This is a genomic window from Paractinoplanes lichenicola (genome assembly GCF_016785085.1).
GTDB lineage: Bacteria > Actinomycetota > Actinomycetes > Mycobacteriales > Micromonosporaceae > Actinoplanes > Actinoplanes lichenicola.
Window position 1 is genome coordinate 548395 of record NZ_JAENHO010000005.1, and the last position, 18894, is coordinate 567288.

Below are 18894 nucleotides of genomic sequence, written 5' to 3' on the forward strand. Positions count from 1 at the left end.
ACATGGGTGTTGTTTACGCGACACCGTCCGCGACCAGGGTTCTGGTTCGTGCGGCGGGGGGTAAGCGTCGACGGCGCGGCACGTTGCGGGACGAGGGGCTTCCGAGACCTTCTGACCGTGCAAAGGGGGAATGCGGTAACGCCGAGGGGGTGCGTTCCGCAGCAGCGGACGAAGGTGGGGGCACATGGCTGGTCGGGTCAACTCGCGGTGGCGTGATGGGGTGGTCGCATGAGCGCGCTTCGTAAGGCGGGCGTGTGGCTGGGCCTCGTCGAGGAGGACGACGACCGCGGTTACAACGATTACGACGACAGCTCCTACCGTCCTCGCAGCCGGTATTCGGGAAGCCGGTACGCCGAGGACGAGTTCGCCGACGAGGAAGACGTCGAGGAGGAGCGTCCGGTGCCGCGGGCGCGCACGGAGCGCAGCCGCCCGTCCGACCGGCTGTCGTCCCATGCTGACGTGGACGACCACGAACGGGTGGAACGTGCCGAGCGGAGCGAGCGCGCGAGTGTCCGTTCGATCACTCGGCCGAGCACGGTCAGTGACAACTCGTCCGCGCTGAGCTACTCCACGCGGGAGAACTTGGCACTCGCGCCGCAGCCGGTGCACCAGCCGGAGACGCGTCCGCGCCCGGTCGAGGAGGAGCAGCGGTATCAGATCACCACGCTGCACCCGACCACCTATCGCGAGGCGCGCACCATCGGGGAGCACTTCCGCGACGGCGTTCCGGTCATCATCAATCTCACTGAGATGGATGAAGGTGACGCCCGCCGGCTGGTCGACTTCGCCGCCGGACTCGCCTTCGGCCTACGCGGTACGATCGAGCGCGTTACCAACCGGGTTTTCCTGCTCTCACCGGCAAATGTCCAGGTCACCGCGGAGGACAAGGCCAAGATCGCTGAGGGCGGGTTCTTCGGGCAGGCCTGAGGCGGGCCGCGCGCAGCCCGCCACCCAGATGGGGGATCCGCACGAGTGCTCTCGATCGTGTTCCAAATATTGTATTTAGTCGTTTACATCTTCTTCCTCGTCCTGCTTGCCAGGTTCGTGCTGGGTGCGGTACTCCAATACGGTCGTCGGTGGCAGCCCAGTCGTGGGGCGTCGGCGGCTTTGGAAACGGTGTGGAGCGTCACTGATCCGCCCCTCAAGGCGTTGAGGCGTGTGATCCCCCCGCTGCGCATTGGTAACGTGAGTTTGGACCTGGCTTCCATCGTGCTGCTGGTTATCCTGTTCGTGCTCATGAGGTTCGTGCTTCAAAGATTGATCCTGAACTTCAGCTAAACAGCAGCCCCAACCGCGGCCGCGACTGACCCGAGGAGTTTCGATGCCGCTGACCCCGGCCGACGTGCATAACGTCGCCTTCAAGAAACCCCCCATCGGCAAGCGGGGGTATGACGAGGAGGAGGTTGACGCCTTCCTGGACGAGGTCGAGCGTGAGCTCGCCCGTCTGATCGAGGAGAACAACGAGCTGCGCGCCCAGGTGGAGCGCGGCGGTCGGGGTGGCGCGCCAGCCGGTCCGAGCGCCGACCCGCGCCTCGCGGCCGAGCTCAACGAGGTCAAGGCACAACTCGACCGCGTTCAGCGTGACAAGTCGCAGGCCGAGCAGGCCGCGCGCCAGATGCAGGCCGAGCTCGAGCAGGTCCGGGCCCAGGGCCCGGTCGGCGGCGGCTCCACCGGTGCCGGCGCCGACGGCGAGCAGCAGGCCCTGCGGGTGCTGATGATGGCCCAGCGCACCGCCGACGACCACGTCGCCGACGCGCGCCGCGAGGCCGACAAGCTTCTCTCCGACGCCCGCTCCAAGGCCGAAGAGGTCACCCGCGAGGCCCGCGCCAAGGCCGACGCCCTCGAGCGCGACGCCCGTCAGCGCCACCAGGAAGCCATGGGCGGCCTCGACGCGAAGCGCTCCGCGCTGCAGAAGCACATCGAGGAGCTCAAGCAGTTCGAGCGGGAGTACCGCACCCGCCTGAAGGCGTATCTGGAGAGCCAGCTGCGCGACCTCGACGGCCGGGGCCAGGGCCTCGAGGCCGAGATGTCGCGCGCCGACTCCGGTCGTGCCGTCGGCGGAAGCGGGGGTCTCGCCGCGGCCGGTCTCGCCGGTTCGTACGGTGGCCGCAACGCCATCGAATCCGGACGCTGAGTCTCCTCTCTCCCTCCGGCACCTCGACGAGGATGAGCCATGATCGTTGTTAGCCTGCTGCTCATCCTCGTCGCGGTGACGCTGCTCGTGCTGGGCCTCACCGGCGGATCGAGCATCCTGCTCATCAGTTCCATCGTGGCCAGCCTCGTGGCCGCGGTCTTCCTGGTCATCGGCGCGCGTCGGGCCGCCGCGACCCGGCGGGCGACGCCGGCCGCTCCCCTGGACGAGGAGCCGGCCGCCCCCGCCGACGAAAATTCCGTCTTTGTGGCCGAGCCCGAGTTCGCCGCCGCGGCCCAGGAGGCCGGCGTGCGCCGCCCCGCCCCGGAGGACCCGTCGTTCGACGACCGGCGCGACACCGTCCAGTTCGACCCGGGTGACGTCGCCGCGGCACGGCCCTCGGCCGGTCCCGACTTCGCGGCGGCCTCGGAAGGTCCCGCCGCGTTCGCCGATCAGGCCGGCGCCGACCCGGCGGGCGATTTGTCCGCAGATGATGCCCGACGCCGGGATCTTGCCGACGACGAGGCGGAGTACGAGCGCGAGACTCCGGATTACGAGCGCGCGTCCGATGCGATCAACGCGGCGCGCAGCGGGACGCCGGACGAGGACACGTGGCGCCGGCAGCACGAGGATGCGGAGCCCGGCGGCACGGGAGCGACCGTGCCGGAGGCCGGCGAGTTCGCCGAGGCCGACGCCGACGATCCCGACGACGAGCCGTTGCCGCAGGCCGTGCAGCCCGCCGACGCCGTCCGGGTGGCCCGGCTCGACGCCGAGGTGCTCGTGGTGGACGGGCGCCCGCGCTATCACGTGGCGGAGTGCCCGAGCCTCGTCGGCCGGCTCGCCGAGCCGATCCCGGTGGGCGAGGCGGTCGAGCTCGGCTTCAGTCCGTGCGGGTTGTGCCGCCCGGTCGACCGGCTGGTCGCCGCGGCCGCCCGCCGCTGACCCACCGCGCTCCGTTTCAACGGGCAGCGGGAGCGGCGGAAAAGGGCACAGAAATCGGGCCTCCCTCGGACCGGCGCCGATCGGCACAATGAGGCATGGTCAAGCGCCGCGTGCCCCCGCCCGACGAGAACAGCCTGACCGCGCTGCGGGACGGTCCGGCCGGCCGGTGACCGGTGGGCTGGACTTCGCGCTGCTGATCGGCGCCGGTGTCCTCCTGGTGGCGGTGGCCGCCGTCCGCGTGTCGACCCGGCTCGGCCTGCCCAGCCTGCTGGTCTATCTCGCGATCGGGATGGTGATCGGCGAGGGTGGCCTGGGCATCCGCTTCGACGACGTCGAGCTCACCCGCTCGCTGGGCTTCTGCGCGCTCATCGTGATCATCGCCGAGGGCGGCCTGACCGCGCGCTGGAGCACGCTGCGGCCGGTGCTGGGCCTGTCCGCCTCGCTGGCCACGGTGGGGGTGGCGGTCAGCATCGCGGTGGTCGGCCTGGCCGTTCACGTGATCCTCGCCCTGCCCTGGCAGCTGGCCCTGCTCTACGGCGCCGTGCTGTCCTCGACCGACGCCGCCGCGGTCTTCGCCACCCTGCGCCGGCTGCGGCTGCCCCCGCGCCTGGTGGCGACGCTCGAGGCCGAGTCCGGCATGAACGACGCCCCCGTGGTGCTGCTGGTCGTGCTGCTCAGCGCGGACGTCTCCGAGATGCACCCGTGGTGGTACGAGCTCGGCATCGTCACCTACGAGCTGCTGGCCGGCGCGGCCGTCGGGTTCGCGGTCGGCGCGGCCGGGCGGTGGCTGCTGCGCAACGCGGCCCTGCCGTCGGCGGGCCTCTATCCGATCGCGGCGGTGGGTCTCACGGTTCTCGCGTACGCCGCCGGGGCCGTCGCCCACGCCTCCGGGTTCCTCGCCGTCTATGTGGCCGGCGTGGTGCTGGGCAACGGCCGCGTCCCGCACCGCCGGGCCATCCTCGGGTTCGCCGACGGCCTGGCCTGGGTCGCCCAGATCGGCCTGTTCGTGCTGCTGGGGCTGCTCAGCTCGCCCAGCCGGCTCGACGAGGCGCTGGGCCCGGCGCTGGTGGCCGGGGTGGCCCTGGTGCTGCTGGCCCGCCCGCTGTCGGTGGTGATCTCGGCCGTGCTGGCCCGCCCGGTACGCGGCCCGCGGCGGCCCGGCAACCGGGTCGGCTGGCGGGGGAGCGCGTTCCTGTCGTGGGCGGGGCTGCGCGGCGCGGTGCCGATCGTGCTGGCCACGATCCCGCTCTCGGCCGGCACGCCGGGGGCGCGGGGCCTCTTCGACGCCGTGTTCGTGCTGGTCATCATCTTCACGCTGCTGCAGGCGAGCACCCTGGGCCCGGCCGCCCGCCGGCTGGGCGTGACCGCCCCCGGCGAGGCGGCCGAGGTGCGGATCGAGACCGCGCCGCTGGAGCGGATGAACGCCGACCTGCTGCAGCTGGACGTGGCCGAGGGCTCCCGGCTGGCCGGCGTCCACATCGACGAGCTGCGCCTGCCCGAGGGTGCCTCGGTGACTCTGGTGGTGCGGGCCGGGGCCGGTTTCGTGCCGGGCCCGGACACCCGGCTGCGCACCGGTGACGCCCTGCTGATCGTGGCCACCGCGGCCGTACGGGATGTGGCCGAGCGGCGCCTGCGGGCGGTGAGCCGCCGGGGCCGGCTGGCCCGCTGGTTCGGCGAGGAGGGCGGCGAGCATCCCGCGTCGGGTATGTGACCCGTCTTTCGCGGCGTTTCATGCCGATTGCGGGGCATGATCCGGTACGGGCTGTTGTCGGTGCGGTATACGTTCCGTATCCTTGCCACCCTCGAAGAGTGCGCGGCTGGTCGTTCGGCCGCGCCGTTTGTGCAGGTGGGGCAAGATCTACTGCGCGGCGCGCGGGATCGGGCGTGAGCCGGTCGCCGGGTGGGCAGAAACGAAGAAGGAAAAGCCGGCGGACGCCAGGGGGACGTCACCGGCTCAAGGGACGCTGATCGCCGCGGGGCTCGCGGCTGAGGGAGCGACGATGGCCAAGGCAACCGGCACCAAAGCGGCCGCGAGCAGCAAGACCGGGCAGACGGGCGCCGCCCGCAAGACCCGCAGCGCCGCCGAGACCGAGAAGATCCGGGTCGCCCTGGTCGAGCGGCGTGACGAGCTGCAGGCCGAGTACGACACCTCGCTCACCGAGATCACCGAGCTGCAGCGCGGCCGGCTCGACGACTCGGCCGGCGACGACCAGGCCGACACGGGCACCAAGACGTTCGAGCGTGAGCAGGAGATCACCCTGGCGAACAATCTGCTGGAGCGCATCACACAGGTGGAACGCGCCATCGACCGGCTCGGCGAGGGCAACTACGGTTGGTGCGAGCGATGCGGCAACGCGATCCCGGTCGAGCGACTGGCGGCGTTCCCGTCCGCGACCCTCTGTGTGTCATGCAAGCAGCTGGAGGAACGACGCTGAACGCGGACGACCAGGCGGCAGCCCCCACGGTGGACGAGCCGGCGCCGGAGCCGAGGCCCCGGTTCAGCGGCCGTGCTGTGGCGGTGCTGGGCGTCACCGCGGTGATCGCGGTGGCCATCGACCAGTGGACCAAGTGGCTCACCACCGAGAATCTGGACGAGGGGAGCCCGGTCCGCATTCTCGGTGGCCTCATCTATCTGTCGTATCTGCGCAACGCCGGGGCCGCCTTCAGCTTCGGCAGCGACTACACGTGGGTCTTCCCCGTGGTGACCCTCATCGTGGTCAGCTGGATCGGCTACATGGCGACCCGGCTGCGCTCGGTGCCCTGGGCGGTCGCGCTCGGCCTGGTGCTCGGCGGCGCGCTGGGCAACCTCGGCGACCGGCTGTTCCGCGCCCCCGGCCCGCTGCACGGGCACGTGGTCGACATGATCAGCCTGTTCGGGCCGTACGCGGAGTATTTCGCCGTGTTCAACATCGCGGACAGCTGCCTCAGCGTCGGCGTCGTGCTCGCCGTGGTGCTCGAGCTGACCGGCCGGCAGCGCGACGGCAGCCGCGTCTCCGTGCGGAAGAAGAAGGACGAGGCCAAGTGAGCTCGCAGCGGTCCCTCCCGGTGCCCGACGGGCTCGACGGCATGCGTCTCGACCAGGCCGTGAGCCGGCTGTTCGGGCTGTCCCGCACGGCCGCCGCGACCCTGGTCGAGTCGGGCGACGCGCTGGTCGACGGCATCCCGCGGCCCAAGTCCGACAAGGTCTCGGCGGGCGCCTGGCTCGAGGTCACGCTGCCCGCCCCGGCGGCGGCCCCCGCGCTGGTGGCCGAGCCGGTGCACGGCCTCCAGGTGATCTACAGCGACGACGACATCGTGGTGGTGAACAAGCCGGTCGGCGTGGCCGCGCACCCGAGCCCGGGCTGGACCGGCCCGACCGTGGTGGGCGGGCTGGCCGCGATGGGGCAGAACGTGGCGACCACCGGCGCCGCCGAGCGCCAGGGCGTGGTGCACCGGCTCGACGTCGGCACCACCGGCATCATGGTCGTGGCCAAGAGCGAGGTGGCGTACAGCGCGCTCAAGCGGGCCTTCAAGGAGCGCGAGGTCGACAAGCGCTACCACGCGGTCGTGCAGGGCCACCTCGACCCGCTGCGGGGCACGATCGACGCGCCGATCGACCGGCACCCGACCGCCGACTACAAGTTCGCGGTGATGTCGACGGGCAAGCCGAGCGTCACCCACTACGACACGGTCGAGGCGTTCCGCTCGGCCAGCCTGGTCGACGTCAAGCTCGAGACCGGCCGCACCCACCAGATCCGGGTGCACTTCTCGGCGCTGCGGCACCCGTGCGTCGGCGACCAGCAGTACGGCGCCGACCCGACGCTGGCGGCCCGGCTGGGGCTGTCCCGCCAGTGGCTGCACGCCCGCGAGCTGTCGTTCCTGCACCCGCGCACGCATGACGAGGTGCGCTTCGTCAGCGACTACCCCGACGACCTGAAGCACGCGCTGGCGCTGCTGCAGGACGCGAGCTGATCAGGGGAAGCGGTCACCGGTGGCGCCCGCGGAACGAGTACGGGGGCCGATCCTGGGCGGCGCCCCCGCGGTGCGCATGGTCGCCACGGTCGCGGCCGTCTCGGCCGGGGTGCTGCTGCTCGGCCTGATCTGGGTCAGCCGGCGCGACGTCGTGCCGCCGGAGGACCGCAGCGACGTGGTCCGCGTCGGGGTCGTCCAGGGGCAGTCGGTGCCCGGCTATCTCGACGCGACCCGCGGCGAGCTGGCCGCCCTGACCGACCCGTCGGCGCCCGCCGCGGGCGAGACGTGGGCCCTGGTCAGCCTGGACGGCTATCTCGGACCCGGGCTGCTGCCGGGCCTGCTCGCGGGCACGGCGGTGGCCCAGGTGTACGCCCGGGTGCCGCTGCCCGAGACGCACACGCCGGTGGTCCGCATCCCGGTCTATCGGCTGCCCGCCGACGTGATGTCGGGGATGCTCGACACGGCCCTGGCCCGCGATCGTGAGCACGCCGAGTACGAGCAGCTGGCCCGGCGCCTGACCGGCGACGACGACAATCAGCAGCGGGCCCGGCGGGCGTACGCGACGGCGGCCCGGACGGCGGCCCAGGAGGCCTCGGCGTACCGGTCGGGCTGTTCCTGCGTCTTCGCGGCCGTGGTGCGCGCGGCGCCGTCGGCGCTGCGGGAGCTGGCCGATCGGCCCGGCGTGCGCGCCGTCGACCCGGCCCCCGAGGTCAGGAGCCTGGACCGGACGGAGTTCCGGCCGCCGCAGCCCGAGCAGAACGGCACGGTGCCGCCCGAACCGTCCCGTTCGCCCGCTGTGCCAATGGGGACTCCGGGCATTGCCTCGCGCCCGTCCGCGCCGATAGTGTCGTCGCCCGGGGCGCCTGTGACATCTGCCTCATCGAGCGTCGCCGGACGCACGAGCACTCCTTCCACCCCGGCCACCGAGGAGCGTTCTGCCGTACCCTCTGCCTCGGACGCGACTCCTGCTCACGATGCGACCAGTCGTTCGGCAGCACCTTGAACCCCGCCCGGACGTTAGTTCCTTCGGCCGCCGGTGAGGTGGCCGAAGACGGCTTCGGATCTTCCGAACAGGCAGTGGCCCGAACGGGGTTGGCTCCGTAGCCTGTCAGGGGCGAGGGCCCGGGCGTGGGCATCACCGAAAGCATTGTGCAGGGAGGACGAGCCGTGGACGGGACCGAGACCGGCTGGGGCCGGCCTGCGGAACCAGCCCCGCGATGGCGGGCGCTGCTCGACCGCGCCCGGCACGGTTCCCGCCAGGCCGAGGAGCAGCCGGAGCCGGAGCGCGAGGCCCCGCCGGGCCAGCAGCCGCCCGCCCAGCAGTACGGGCAGCCGCTGCCGACCCGCCGCCCGGTCAACCCGCTCGAGGCCCGCGGGCAGTACGGCGGCGGTCGCTACGAGCAGCCGCAGCAGCCCGAGCCCGCGCCGCAGCCCGAGCAGCGGCAGATGCCGCAGCGGCCGATCAACCCGCTCGACCCGCGCTGGCAGGGCCGGCAACCCGAGCCGAACGGCGGCGGCCGTCGCGCCGCGCCCCCGCCGCCCGCCGCCCCGGCCCCGCCACCGGTCGAGGAGCCGCACAGCTTCTTCAGCCCGTCGTCGCGCCCGCCCGCGGCCCCGCCTCCCGGCCGTGACTATCCGCAGGTGCGGGCCTCGGCCGCGGCCCCGGTGATGCCCGTGCAGCCGCCGCCCGTGCGGCCCCTGCAACAGCCGGTCATGCCCGCCGCGCCCCCGCCCATGATGCCGGTGCAGCCGCCGCCGGTCGCCCCGCAGCCCACCTCGCCCGCCCCGGCGCGCATCGAGTGGCGCCAGGGCCGCACCGACGACGAGCTCGAGCGCGCGATCTCGGTGATGCGCCGCAAGCTCGGCAAGCCCCGCGTGCTGGCGTTCGCCAACCCCAAGGGCGGCGTGCACAAGACCACCGCGACCGTGCTGGCCGCGGCCACCATCGGCAGCGTCCGCGGCCGCGGCGTGCTCGCGTGGGACGACAACGAGTTGCGCGGCACCCTCGGCCTGCGGGCCGGCAGCGCCCGGCACGCCCGCACGATCAAGCACCTGCTGGCCGACCTGATGCAGATCGAGAATCTGCACGGCGACGGCCTGCTGCAGGAGCTCGACGGCTATCTGCGGCACGCCTCCGACGGGTCCTACGACGTGCTCGCGGGCGAGGAGAATCCGCGGTTCGCGGCCCGGCTCGACCAGGCCACCGTGCGCCGGGTGATGGATCTGCTGCGCCGCACCCACGACGTGATCTGCGTCGACACCGGCAACAACGTCGAGAGCGTCAACTGGCAGACCGTCATGCGCCAGGCCGACCAGCTGGTGATCACCACGGTGCCCCGCGAGGACGCCGCGTTCACCGCCGACTGGATGCTCGACGTGCTCGACGACAGCGGCATGGGCGACCTCGTCTCCAACGCCGTGACGCTGATCTCGTGCCCCTCGCCGGGGCCGCTGCCGCTGCTCAACGACTTCGCCAAGCACTTCGCCACCCGCACCCGCGCGGTCGCGATCGTGCCCTACGACCAGGCGCTCGAGGTCGGCTCCTCGATCGAGTACGGGGATCTTCAGCAGGAGACGCGTACGGCGTGGCTCAAGGCGGCCTCTGTGATGATCGAGCCATTCGCGGAGTAGCCCCGCGCGTGGGCTCCCGGATTGTCGGTGGGGCCGACTAGAGTCGCTCGGGTCGTCACACAACTTAAGGGGGCCCGGAGTGTCTGACTCGTTCGTGCATCTCCACGTGCACACCGAGTATTCGATGCTCGACGGGGCTGCCCGGGTCAAGGAACTGCTGGCCGAGGCGAGACGGCTGGGCATGCCGGCCGCGGCCATCACCGACCACGGCAACATGCACGGCGCCTACGACTTCTACACCCAGGCCAAGGCGGCCGAGGTCATCCCGGTGATCGGCGTCGAGGCCTACGTGGCGCCCGACTCGCGCGACAACAAGAGCCGCGTCAAGTGGGGCCGCCCCGAGCAGAAGAGCGACGACGTCTCGGGCAACGGCGCCTACACGCACATGACCATGTGGGCGCGCAACGCCGTCGGCCTGAAAAACCTGTTCCGCCTCAACTCGCGCGCCTCGATCGAGGGCCAGCTCGGCAAATACCCGCGCATGGACTTCGACATCATCGCCGAGCACGCCGAGGGCATCATGGGCACCACCGGCTGCCCGTCCGGCGCCGTGCAGACCCGCCTGCGGCTCGGCCAGTTCGACGAGGCGCTCAAGTCCGCCGCGCGCTATCAGGAAGCCCTGGGCAAGGACAACTACTTCCTCGAGATCATGGACCACGGCCTGTCCATCGAGAAGCGGGTCCGCGACGGCCTGCTCGAGATCGGCCACAAGCTCGGCATCCCGCCGCTGGTCACCAACGACTCGCACTACACGCACGAGGCGCAGGCCTCCGCCCACGACGTGCTGCTGTGCGTGCAGACCGGCAGCAACGTGGCCGACCCGAACAGGTTCCGCTTCGACGGCGCGGGCTACTTCGTGAAGTCGGCCGACCAGATGCGCGCGGTCGACTCGTCCGAGGCCTGGCAGGAGGGCTGCCGCAACACGCTGCTGGTGGCCGAGAAGGTGGACACCGAGGGGATGTTCACCTTCAAGAACCTGATGCCCCGGTTCCCGATCCCCGAGGGCTACACCGAGGAGGAGTACTTCCGCCACGTCGCGTTCGAGGGCCTGCGCAACCGGTTCCCCGGCGGCATCCCCGAGACGCACGTCAAGCAGGCGGAATACGAGCTCGGCGTGATCATCTCGATGGGCTTCCCGGCCTACTTCCTCGTGGTCGCCGACTTCATCCAGTGGTCCAAGCGCAACGGCATCGCGGTCGGCCCGGGCCGTGGCTCGGCGGCGGGCTCCCTGATCGCGTACGCGATGGGCATCACCGACCTCGACCCGCTGCCGCACGGCCTGATCTTCGAGCGGTTCCTCAACCCCGAGCGCATCTCGATGCCCGATGTCGACATCGACTTCGACGAGCGCCGCCGGGGCGAGGTCATCAAATACGTGACCGACCGCTGGGGCGACGACAAGGTCGCCCAGATCGCCACCTTCGGCACGATCAAGGCCAAGGCCGCGATCAAGGACTCGGCCCGCGTGCTGGGCTATCCGTTCGCGGTCGGCGACCGGATCACCAAGGCGCTGCCGCCCGACGTCATGGGCAAGGGCATCCCGCTGTCGGGCATCTTCGACAAGGAGCACAAGCGCTACAGCGAGGCCGGCGAGGTCCGCACGCTCTACGAGACCGATCCCGACGTCAAAAAGGTGATCGACACCGCGCGCGGCATCGAGGGCCTGATCCGGCAGACCGGTGTGCACGCCGCCGGCGTCATCATGTCGGCCGAGCCGATCATCGACCACATCCCGCTGATGCGGCGCGCCTCCGACGGCGTCATCATCACGCAGTTCGACTACCCGACGTGCGAGACGCTCGGCCTGCTCAAGATGGACTTCCTGGGCCTGCGCAACCTGACGATCCTCGACGACGCGGTCAAGAACATCAAGCTCAACCACGACCTCGACCTCGACCTGCTGGCGCTGCCGCTCGACGACAAACCGGCGTACGAGTTGCTGGCCCGGGGCGACACCCTCGGCGTCTTCCAGCTCGACGGCGGGCCGATGCGCTCGCTGCTGCGCCTGATGAAGCCCGACAACTTCGAGGACATCTCGGCCGTCCTGGCGCTGTATCGCCCGGGCCCGATGGGCGTCGAGTCGCACACCAACTACGCGCTCCGCAAGAACAAGCTGCAGGAGATCACGCCGATCCACCCGCAGCTCGAGGAGCCGCTGCGCGAGATCCTCGAACCGACGTACGGGCTGATCGTCTATCAGGAGCAGGTGCAGCGCGCCGCGCAGATCCTCGCCGGCTACAGCCTGGGCCAGGCCGACCTGCTGCGCCGGGCCATGGGTAAGAAGAAGAAGGAGATCCTCGACAAGGAGTTCATCCCGTTCCGCGACGGCTGCCGCGAGCACGGCTACTCCGACGAGGCGATCCAGGCGGTGTGGGACGTGCTGGTCCCCTTCGCGGGCTACGCGTTCAACAAGGCCCACTCCGCGGCGTACGGGCTGGTCTCCTACTGGACGGCCTATCTCAAGGCGCACTACCCGGCCGAATACATGGGTGGTCTGCTGACCAGCGTCGGCGACGACAAGGACAAGATGGCGATGTATCTGGCCGAGTGCCGGCGCATGGGCATCCAGGTCCTCCCGCCCGACGTCAACCAGTCGGCGGGCCCGTTCACCCCGGTCGGCAAGGACATCCGGTTCGGCCTGGCCGCGGTGCGCAACGTCGGCAACAACGTCGTCGAGGCGATCGCCCGCTGCCGCACCGAGAAGGGCGAATATCAGGACTTCTACGACTTCTTGTCCAAGGTGGACGCCGTCGCCTGCAACAAGAAGACGATTGAATCCCTGATCAAGGCGGGCGCGTTCGACTCGATGGGCCACAGCCGCAAGGGCCTGCTCGCCGTGCACGCCGAGGCCATCGACGCGTACGCGGACGTCAAGCGCAACGAGGCGGCCGGCCAGTTCGACCTGTTCGGGGCGTTCGGCGACACCGAGGGCGGCAGCGCGGCCACGGTGGCCATGCCCCCGATCGGCGACTCCGAGTGGGACAAGCGCGACAAGCTGGCGTTCGAGCGCGAGATGCTCGGCCTCTACGTCAGCGACCACCCGCTGGCCGGTCTCGAGCAGCTGCTGCACAACGCGGCCGACACGACGATCGCCGCGCTCAACGAGGAGGGCTCGGTCCCCGACGGCCAGGTCGTCACGCTGGCCGGCATCCTCACCGGTGTGCAGCGCCGCATCACCAAGCAGGGCCGCGCCTGGGCCTCGGCCACCCTGGAAGACCTGGCCGGCGGCGTCGAGGCGCTGTTCTTCCCGAACACGTACGAGGTGATCGGCCAGTTCATCGCCGAGGACGCGATCGTGGTGGTCAAGGGCCGGGTCGACCGGCGCGACGACACCCCGCGCATCATGGCGATGGACATGTCGCTGCCCGACATCAGCACCAACCCCGACAGCAAGCCGGTCACGCTGACCATGCCGATCACCCGGTGCACGCCGCCGCTGGTCTCGGAGCTGAAGGAGATCCTGACCAGCCACCCGGGCGACTCCGAGGTGCACGTCCACCTGCAGAACGGCAGCCGCACGACGGTGCTGCGGCTGGGCGCGGTGCGGGTCGCGCCGACCCCGGCGCTGCGGGCCGACCTCAAGATGATCCTCGGCCCGTCCGCGGTGGGCTGACGCTCGTGACCGAGCACGGCGCACGGCGGCGCGCGACACCTGGCAGGATCGTAGGGTGAACGCGAGTCAGGAACCGGCGCCGCATCAGCCCGGCGAGCGCCCGGAGGCGGCCGGCGCCGTGGGTTATGGCACGCCCGACGGCGGTTACGGCGAGCCGGAGAGCGGCGCACCCGGTTACGGCGGGGCGGATCATGGGGGCTATGGGCTCGCCCATCCGTCGGGGCCGGGGGAGCAGCGGGGTCGCTTCGGCCGGGCGTGGAACATGGGGATGTCGTCGCACCGGCCCTGGAAGCGCACGCTCGCCGTCGCCGTCGTCAGCTTCCTGGTGATCGTCGTGCTGGGCGGGCCGCTGGGCCTGCTCTGGCGCGCGCTGGCCCCCTCGGTGCCGGTGATCGACGCCGGCCAGGGCGGGGTCGTGATCAACGACCCGTCGCCGGAGGAGTTCGTCGCCGCGGACGGCTGGTTCACGCTGCTCGGCCTCGGTTTCGGCCTGCTCGTGGCGCTTCTCGCGTGGTTCGTGCTGCGCCGCGACCGCGGCCCGTTCCTGCTGCTCAGCGTCGTGCTGGGCACGCTCGGGGCGGGCTGGCTGGTGGCCCCGCGGGTGGGCGAGCTGATGGGCCGCGCCGACTACGAGAGCTGGATCGAGACGGCGCAGCAGGGCGCGACCTACATGGCGCCGCCCGAGGTGCACTCGCTCGGCCCGACGCTGGTGCCCGCCTTCGCCGCGGCGGTGGTGCTGACGCTGATGGCCGGCTGGTCCAACGACCCCGACCTCGACCAGCCGGGCGCCAAGCCGGGCTACGGCCCCAACAATCCCGACGCCGGCTACGAGCCCTCCGGTTATCCCGACCCGAACGGGGGCGGCCCTTACCCTCCTGGCGGCGACCCGGGCGACGGCTATCCGCACGCCGAGCGGCCGGCCGAGCCGCGCGGGTAGCGCCGGATCGCGGCTCGGCTAGACCGGGCGCGCCGCGTGGGTGCCGGGCGGGCCGGATCGCGGTCGGGCGGGAAGACGAGCCGGCTAGTTGGGGCTGGCCGGGCGGGCCAGGTCGCTCAGCGGCACCGGCACCGCCCGCACCCGGGCCAGCAGGCCCGCCTCGCGGTTGAGCAGCTTGAGCTCGGTGCGCAGCCGGGTCGCCGTGTCGGGCGCCGAGAGCAGCAGCTGGCGCTCGTCGGTGGTGAGCTGGGCCGTCGCCGCGATCAGGTGGGAGAGCACGGTCGCGTCGCCGGGGACGGCGTCGAGCACCTCGGAGTCGGGGCGCAGCAGCTCCAGATAGCCCCGGAAGGCGGCCAGGGCCCGCGGCGCCAGCAGCTCGGCCAGGTCGTCGGGCGACTCGTCGGGCAGCCACTCGACGTCGGCCGTCAGGTAAGGCTCGTCACCCTGGCGCACGTCCTTGAGCGTGAACCGCCGCCGGCCGACCGTGATGATGTCGTAGCGGCCGTCGTCGAGCTCGGTGACCTGCCGCAACTCGGCCGTGCAGCCGGTCGGGTAGAGGTCGTCGACCACGATCGGGGCCGCCTCGGGTGCCGGGCCGTCGGCCCCTTCGGGCGCGGGCGCCTCGGCCCCGCGGCGCAACGTGACCACCCCGAACTCGTGCGGGCCGTCCTCGGGGCTGGCCACCAGCTCGCGCACGAGCGTGCGATAGCGCTCCTCGAAGATGTGCAGGGGCAGCACCAGGCCGGGGAAGAGCACCGTACCCAGCGGGAACACCGGCAACCGATTGCTCACGGGTTCAGCCTATCGGTCGGCCCCTCATGGTCAACCCGTCGCGTCCGCGTCACCACGCCGGGTGGTGTTCCTCATCCCACGCCTCGGGCCGGCCTGCGGCGACGCCGGTTCTGTCGGGGCCTCCGCCTAGAATTGGCGGCGTGCTGAATCGGATCGACCTGCGCGGCTCCTCCCGGGACCCGCGAGGCCTGCTGCCCCGTGCCCAGCTCGACGTCTCCGTGGCCGTCGAGCAGATTCGCCCGGTCGTCGAGGCGGTCCATCAGCATGGCTTCTCTGCGATCCGCGACGCCACCCAGCAGTTCGACGGTGTGACGCTCGACCGGCTCCGGGTGCCCGCGGCCGCGATCGCCGCCGCGGCCGAGACGCTCGAACCGGACGTACGGGCCGCTTTGGAAGTGGTCATCGAACGCGCCCGCAAGGTGCACGCCGACCAGCGCCGCAGCGACGTGACCACCCAGGTCGTCGACGGCGGCACGGTCACCGAGCGCTGGATCCCGGTGCGCCGGGTCGGGCTCTACGTGCCCGGTGGCCTCGCCGTCTATCCGTCCACCGTGGTCATGAACGTGGTGCCCGCGCAGGTGGCCGGGGTCGACTCGCTGGTGGTGGCCAGCCCGCCGCAGAAGGAGAACAACGGCCTGCCCGACGCCCGGGTGCTGGCGGCGTGCGCGCTGCTCGGCGTGACGGAGGTCTACGCGGTCGGCGGGGCCCAGGCGATCGCCATGCTCGGCTACGGCTCCGAGGGCGCCGACGAGGGCGACCGCTGCGAGCCGGTCGACGTGATCACCGGCCCGGGCAACATCTGGGTCACCGCGGCCAAGCGCCTGCTGCGGGGCTGGGTCGGCATCGACGCCGAGGCCGGCCCGACCGAGATCGCGATCCTGGCCGACGACACGGCCGACCCGCGGCACCTCGCGGCCGACCTGATCAGCCAGGCCGAGCACGACCCGCTGGCCGCGAGCGTGCTGGTCACCGACTCCGAGGCGCTGGCCGCGGCGGTCGACACCGAGCTCGTGCGCCAGGTCACGAGCACGAAGCACGCCGCCCGGGTGCAGACCGCGCTCTCCGGCGAGCAGTCCGGCGTCGTGCTGGTCGACGATCTCGAGCAGGGCCTGCGGGTCGTCGACGCCTACGCGGCGGAGCACCTCGAGATCCAGACGCGTGACGCCCGCGAGTGGGCGCTGCGGGTCCGCAACGCCGGCGCGATCTTCGTCGGGGCGTGGTCGCCGGTGTCGCTGGGCGACTACGCGGCCGGCTCCAACCACGTGCTGCCCACCGGTGGCTGCGCGCGCCACTCGTCCGGCCTCTCGGTGCAGTCGTTCCTGCGCGGCGTGCACGTCGTCGAATACACCGAGGACGCGCTGCGCGACGTCGCCGGTCACGTGGTCGCCCTGGCCAACGCGGAGGACCTGCCCGCGCACGGCGACGCGGTGAGGGCGAGGTTCGAGTCGTGACCACCATCGACGACCTGCCGATCCGCGACGATCTGAGAGGCAAGACCCCGTACGGGGCCCCGCAGCTCGACGTCGCGGTCCGGCTCAACACGAACGAAAACTCGTATCCGCTGCCCGACCCGGTGGTCGACGCGATCGCCAAGGCCGTGCAGGCCGAGCTGCGCGAGCTCAACCGCTATCCCGACCGCGACGCCGTGGCGCTGCGGGCCGACCTCGCCGGCTATCTCGGGCACGGCCTGACCGGGGCCAACACGTGGGCGGCGAACGGCTCCAACGAGATCCAGCAGCAGCTGCTGCAGGCGTTCGCCGGTCCCGGCCGCACGGCGCTGGGCTTCGGCCCGTCGTATTCGATGCATCCGCTGCTGGCCCAGGGCACGGGCAGCCGCTGGGTGGGCGCGCTGCGCGACCCCGACTTCGGGCTGACCCCGGCGGCCGCGCTGGCCCAGATCGAGGAGCACGACCCCGATCTGATCTTCCTGTGCTCGCCGAACAACCCGACCGGCACGGCGCTCGACCCCGAGGTGGTCGCGGCCGTGCTCGAGGCGGCCCGGGGCATGGTCGTCGTCGACGAGGCGTATGCGGAGTTCGCCCGCCCCGGCGTGCCGAGCGCGCTGACCGTGCTGCCCGGCCACCCGCGTCTGGTCGTCACCCGCACGATGAGCAAGGCGTTCGGCTTCGCCGGTGGCCGCCTGGGTTATCTGGCCGCCGATCCCGCCGTGGTCGACGCCGTGCAGCTGGTGCGGCTGCCCTATCACCTGTCCGCCCTCACGCAAGCCGCCGCGCGGGCCGCCCTGGCCCAGCGTGACGCGCTGCTGGCCACCGTCGAGGCGATCAAGGAGCAGCGTGACCGCATCGTCACCACGCTCCGCGACCGCGGCATGAAGGTGGCCGACAGCGACGCCAATTTCGTGCTGTTCGAGGTCGGCGGCGATCAGAAAATCGCTTGGCAGCGCCTGCTCGACCGCGGTGTGCTCATCCGCGACGTCGGCCTGCCCGGCTGGCTGCGTGTGACCGCGGGAACCCCGGCTGAGACCGACACGTTCTTAAACAAGCTCAGCTTGGAGGCCTTGAAGTGAGCCGCACCGCGCGCATCGAGCGCGTCACCAACGAGACCAAGGTGCTCGTCGAGATCGACCTCGACGGCACCGGCAAGAGCGACCTGAGCACCGGCGTCGGCTTCTACGACCACATGCTCAACCAGCTCGCCCGGCACGGCGGCTTCGACCTCACGGTGCGCACCGAGGGCGACCTCGAGATCGACGCGCACCACACGATGGAAGACACGGCCATCACCCTGGGCGAGGCCTTCTCGCGCGCGCTCGGCGACAAGGCCGGCATCCGGCGCTACGGCTCGGCCACCATCCCGATGGACGAGGTGCTCGTGCGGGCCGCCGTCGACCTGTCCGGCCGGCCGTACATCGTGCACGACGAGCCCGAATTGGCGCCGTATATCGGCCCGGTCTATCCGACCAGCATGACCCGGCACATCTTCGAGTCGTTCGGCCACGCGGCCAAGCTCACGCTGCACGTCAGCGTGCTCCGCGCGGCCCGCGACGGCGGCAAGCCGGATGCTCACCACGTCGTCGAGACCCAGTTCAAGGCGTTCTCGCGGGCGCTGCGGCAGGCCGTCGAGATCGACCCGCGCAACGCCGGCCAGCTGCCGTCGACCAAGGGCGTGCTGTGATGGCGATCGTGCTGTTCCTGATCGCGGGCTTCCTCGTCGGCGGCGTGATCCAGCTGGTCCGCTCGGGCGCCACGAAGTTCAGCATCGGCCTGGTCGGGGTGCTCGCCGCCGTGGCCACGGCCGGCGGCATCCTGTGGTCGGTCTGATGACGAGCGTGGTGGTGCTCGACTACGGCTCGGGCAATCTGCGCTCGGCCGAGCGGGCCGTCGCCCGTACCGGGGTGGACGTCACCGTGACCAGCGACCTGACCGCCGCCGCCGAGGCCGACGGGCTGGTCGTGCCGGGTGTCGGGGCCTATGCGGCGTGCATGGCCGGCATCGAGGAGATCGACGCGGGCCCGATGATCGCGGCCCGGGTCGCCGCGGGCCGTCCGGTGCTGGGCATCTGCGTGGGCATGCAGATCCTCTTCGAGGCCGGGGTCGAGCACGGCGTCGAGACCAAGGGGCTGGGCCTGCTGCCCGGCGTGGTGGCCAAGCTGTCGGCCGAGCGCATCCCGCACATGGGCTGGAACACGGTCGACGTGCCCGGCGATTCGATCTTGATGCGCGGTGTCGGCAAGGACACGAGGTTCTACTTCGTCCACTCGTACGCGGCCAACGATCTTGATGCGCTGCACGAAGCCAAGGTGACCACGGCCAGCCACGACCGGCCGTTCGCCGCGGCCGTCGAGCTCGGTCCGCTCAGCGCCGCCCAGTTCCACCCCGAGAAGTCGGGCGACGCCGGCTATGCGCTGCTGCGCAACTGGGTCGCCGGTCTCTAGGA

The 18894-nt window shown here is 71.7% G+C and carries 18 protein-coding genes; 17 read left to right on the forward strand and 1 reads right to left on the reverse strand.

The features are described 5' to 3' along the window. The first annotated feature begins 228 nt into the window (after positions 1-228). The 12 genes from JKJ07_RS20005 to JKJ07_RS20060 all read left to right on the forward strand — a co-directional run bounded on the left by JKJ07_RS20005 (position 229) and on the right by JKJ07_RS20060 (position 14205). Positions 229-927, forward strand: a complete 699-nt coding sequence (locus tag JKJ07_RS20005) for a cell division protein SepF (RefSeq protein ID WP_202993097.1) — start codon at positions 229-231, stop codon at positions 925-927. 45 nt (positions 928-972) lie between these two features. Next, positions 973-1278, forward strand: a complete 306-nt coding sequence (locus JKJ07_RS20010; RefSeq protein WP_184952809.1) for a YggT family protein — start codon at positions 973-975, stop codon at positions 1276-1278. 43 nt (positions 1279-1321) lie between these two features. Further along, positions 1322-2134: a DivIVA domain-containing protein gene (locus tag JKJ07_RS20015; protein ID WP_202993098.1), complete on the forward strand. Its 813-nt coding sequence runs from the start codon at positions 1322-1324 to the stop codon at positions 2132-2134. Positions 2135-2173: 39 nt separating this feature from the next. After that, complete coding sequence (locus JKJ07_RS20020; RefSeq protein WP_202993351.1) at positions 2174-3073, forward strand: hypothetical protein; 900 nt, start codon at positions 2174-2176, stop codon at positions 3071-3073. Positions 3074-3239: 166 nt separating this feature from the next. Further along, on the forward strand, positions 3240-4784 hold the full coding sequence (locus JKJ07_RS20025) for a potassium/proton antiporter (protein ID WP_202993099.1): 1545 nt from the start codon (positions 3240-3242) through the stop codon (positions 4782-4784). Positions 4785-5073: 289 nt separating this feature from the next. Further along, positions 5074-5508: a TraR/DksA family transcriptional regulator gene (locus tag JKJ07_RS20030; RefSeq protein WP_202993100.1), complete on the forward strand. Its 435-nt coding sequence runs from the start codon at positions 5074-5076 to the stop codon at positions 5506-5508. Then, positions 5481-6098 carry a signal peptidase II gene (gene lspA, locus JKJ07_RS20035; protein ID WP_202993101.1) on the forward strand — a complete coding sequence of 206 codons (618 nt, stop codon included), beginning with the start codon at positions 5481-5483 and terminating at the stop codon, positions 6096-6098. Before JKJ07_RS20030 ends, lspA begins: the two co-directional genes overlap by 28 nt. Positions 6099-6139: 41 nt before the next feature. Continuing rightward, positions 6140-7024 carry an RluA family pseudouridine synthase gene (locus JKJ07_RS20040; protein ID WP_236029601.1) on the forward strand — a complete coding sequence of 295 codons (885 nt, stop codon included), beginning with the start codon at positions 6140-6142 and terminating at the stop codon, positions 7022-7024. Positions 7025-7043: 19 nt separating this feature from the next. Then, complete coding sequence (locus JKJ07_RS20045) at positions 7044-8027, forward strand: hypothetical protein (RefSeq protein ID WP_202993103.1); 984 nt, start codon at positions 7044-7046, stop codon at positions 8025-8027. 143 nt (positions 8028-8170) lie between these two features. Next, on the forward strand, positions 8171-9655 hold the full coding sequence (locus JKJ07_RS20050) for a MinD/ParA family ATP-binding protein (protein WP_202993329.1): 1485 nt from the start codon (positions 8171-8173) through the stop codon (positions 9653-9655). Between the two features lie 79 nt (positions 9656-9734). After that, a complete protein-coding gene (dnaE, locus tag JKJ07_RS20055; protein ID WP_202993104.1) occupies positions 9735-13268 on the forward strand; it encodes a DNA polymerase III subunit alpha in 3534 nt (1177 codons plus the stop codon). Between the two features lie 55 nt (positions 13269-13323). Then, complete coding sequence (locus tag JKJ07_RS20060) at positions 13324-14205, forward strand: hypothetical protein (protein WP_202993105.1); 882 nt, start codon at positions 13324-13326, stop codon at positions 14203-14205. An 84-nt stretch (positions 14206-14289) separates the two neighbouring features. Here the strand turns inward: JKJ07_RS20060 and JKJ07_RS20065 are convergent, their stop codons facing one another. After that, positions 14290-14997: an LON peptidase substrate-binding domain-containing protein gene (locus tag JKJ07_RS20065; RefSeq protein ID WP_202993106.1), complete on the reverse strand. Its 708-nt coding sequence runs from the start codon at positions 14995-14997 to the stop codon at positions 14290-14292. Positions 14998-15137: 140 nt separating this feature from the next. On the opposite strand from JKJ07_RS20065, the gene hisD reads away from it, so the two are divergent. From hisD to hisH, 5 genes are read left to right on the forward strand one after another with little or no spacing between them, the layout of a single operon-like run. Continuing rightward, entirely contained in the window at positions 15138-16448 is a 1311-nt protein-coding gene (hisD, locus tag JKJ07_RS20070) for a histidinol dehydrogenase (RefSeq protein WP_202993107.1), read from the forward strand. Next, positions 16445-17524 (forward strand): histidinol-phosphate transaminase, encoded by a 1080-nt coding sequence (locus tag JKJ07_RS20075; RefSeq protein ID WP_202993108.1) that lies wholly within the window; start codon positions 16445-16447, stop codon positions 17522-17524. The genes hisD and JKJ07_RS20075 overlap by 4 nt, the downstream gene beginning before the upstream one ends. Beyond that, positions 17521-18132 (forward strand): imidazoleglycerol-phosphate dehydratase HisB, encoded by a 612-nt coding sequence (gene hisB, locus JKJ07_RS20080; RefSeq protein ID WP_202993109.1) that lies wholly within the window; start codon positions 17521-17523, stop codon positions 18130-18132. Before JKJ07_RS20075 ends, hisB begins: the two co-directional genes overlap by 4 nt. Further along, positions 18132-18278 (forward strand): CG2302 family histidine operon protein, encoded by a 147-nt coding sequence (locus JKJ07_RS20085; protein ID WP_202993110.1) that lies wholly within the window; start codon positions 18132-18134, stop codon positions 18276-18278. The genes hisB and JKJ07_RS20085 overlap by 1 nt, the downstream gene beginning before the upstream one ends. Continuing rightward, positions 18278-18892: an imidazole glycerol phosphate synthase subunit HisH gene (hisH, locus tag JKJ07_RS20090; RefSeq protein ID WP_202993111.1), complete on the forward strand. Its 615-nt coding sequence runs from the start codon at positions 18278-18280 to the stop codon at positions 18890-18892. Before JKJ07_RS20085 ends, hisH begins: the two co-directional genes overlap by 1 nt. Positions 18893-18894: the final 2 nt, after the last annotated feature.

Bases quoted from the DNA above. Each gene is read 5' to 3' on its own strand.
- JKJ07_RS20005 (WP_202993097.1), top strand. From the start codon at position 229: ATGAGCGCGCTTCGTAAGGCGGGCGTGTGGCTGGGCCTCGTCGAGGAG.
- JKJ07_RS20015 (WP_202993098.1), top strand. From the start codon at position 1,322: ATGCCGCTGACCCCGGCCGACGTGCATAACGTCGCCTTCAAGAAACCC.
- JKJ07_RS20020 (WP_202993351.1), top strand. From the start codon at position 2,174: ATGATCGTTGTTAGCCTGCTGCTCATCCTCGTCGCGGTGACGCTGCTC.
- JKJ07_RS20030 (WP_202993100.1), top strand. From the start codon at position 5,074: ATGGCCAAGGCAACCGGCACCAAAGCGGCCGCGAGCAGCAAGACCGGG.
- lspA (WP_202993101.1), top strand. From the start codon at position 5,481: ATGCAAGCAGCTGGAGGAACGACGCTGAACGCGGACGACCAGGCGGCA.
- JKJ07_RS20040 (WP_236029601.1), top strand. From the start codon at position 6,140: ATGCGTCTCGACCAGGCCGTGAGCCGGCTGTTCGGGCTGTCCCGCACG.
- JKJ07_RS20085 (WP_202993110.1), top strand. From the start codon at position 18,132: ATGGCGATCGTGCTGTTCCTGATCGCGGGCTTCCTCGTCGGCGGCGTG.
- hisH (WP_202993111.1), top strand. From the start codon at position 18,278: ATGACGAGCGTGGTGGTGCTCGACTACGGCTCGGGCAATCTGCGCTCG.